The following is a 1,425-nucleotide window of genomic DNA, read 5'->3' on the forward strand; positions in this document are numbered from 1 at the left end:
CTAGTGTCATGCACCTGAAATGGCGGCCTTAAGTTTGTAGGCTGTTTTCATGGTGTCTCGGGGTCCTCGTGCTGTCGAAGTTGTGCTGTCTGCCGCGGAGCGGGCGGAGTTGGCACGTTGGATGGGTGGTGGGGTGTCGGCCCGTGTGGCAGAGCGGGCCCGGATCATTCTGGCTTGTGCGGAGGGCGCGTCAAATACCGCTGTTGCAGGGGATGTTGGGGCGTCCGTGGAAACGGTGCGCAAGTGGCGCTCGCGGTTCGTGGCCCGGCGGTTGGCGGGCCTGGTGGACGAGCCGCGGCCGGGCCGGCGCAAGCCGGAGCTGGTGCTCTCCGATGCCGAGCGCGCGGAGCTGACACGGTGGGCGCGGCGGGCGAAGACGGCGCAGTTTTTGGCGTTGCGGGCGCGGATCGTGTTGCGGTGCGCGGAGGGCGGGACGAACAAGGAGATCGCCGCTGAGCTGGGCGTTTCGCACGGAACGGTGAACCGCTGGCGGTCGAGGTTCATCCGGTTGCGGATGGACGGGCTGAGTGATGAGCCGCGTCCCGGCCGGCCGCCCTCGGTCCTGCTCGACCAGGTCGAAGACGTCATCGTCGCGACCCTGGAATCCACGCCGGGCAAGGACACCCACTGGTCGCGGGCCTCCATGGCCACCCGCACCGGACTGTCGAAGTCCACCATCGGGCGGATCTGGAAGAGGTTCGACCTCAAGCCGCATCTCCAGGACTCTTTCAAGCTGTCCACCGACCCGCAGTTCGTCGCCAAGGTGGTCGACGTCGTCGGCCTGTATCACCACCCGCCCGAGAAGGCAGTGGTGCTGTGTGTGGACGAGAAGTCCCAGATACAGGCCCTGGACCGCTCCCAGCCGGTGCTGCCGATGATGCCGGGCATGCCCGAACGCCGCACCCATGACTACCTGCGGCATGGCATCACCAGCCTGTTCGCGGCATTCAACATCGCCGACGGCACCGTCATATCGCAGCTGCACCGCCGCCACCGGGCAATCGAGTTCAAGAAGTTCCTGGCCACGATCGACAAGGCCGTGCCCGCCGGACTGGATGTCCACCTGGTCTGTGACAACTACGCCACCCACAACACCGCCGAGATCAAGACGTGGCTGGGCAGACACCCCCGCTTCCACGTCCACTTCACCCCGACCGGCTCCTCCTGGATGAACCAGGTCGAGCGGTGGTTCGGCCTGCTGACCGACAAGCTCATCCGCCGGGGCGTCCACACCTCCGTGAAGGCCCTTGAGAACGACATCGCCGCATGGATCGACACCTGGAACGACAACCCGCGGCCCTTCACCTGGACCAAGACCGCCGACGAGATCCTCAACTCCCTCGCCGACTACCTCACCAAGGTCGGGACCGGCAGCCAGAAAACAGAGGAAAACTAACCATCAGAATTTCTGGCGCAGGACACTAG

1 protein-coding gene is annotated in these 1,425 nt (G+C 65.4%); it reads left to right on the top strand.

Features of this window, described 5'->3' with window-relative positions; all coding sequences use genetic code 11:
• The first annotated feature begins 49 nt into the window (after positions 1-49).
• Positions 50-1,396 carry an IS630 family transposase gene (locus tag ABZ281_RS49305; RefSeq protein WP_356665373.1) on the top strand — a complete coding sequence of 449 codons (1,347 nt, stop codon included), beginning with the start codon at positions 50-52 and terminating at the stop codon, positions 1,394-1,396.
• The last annotated feature ends 29 nt before the right edge of the window (positions 1,397-1,425 follow it).

The sequence above is a fragment of the Streptomyces sp. NPDC006265 genome (assembly GCF_040613555.1).
Lineage (GTDB): Bacteria > Actinomycetota > Actinomycetes > Streptomycetales > Streptomycetaceae > Streptomyces.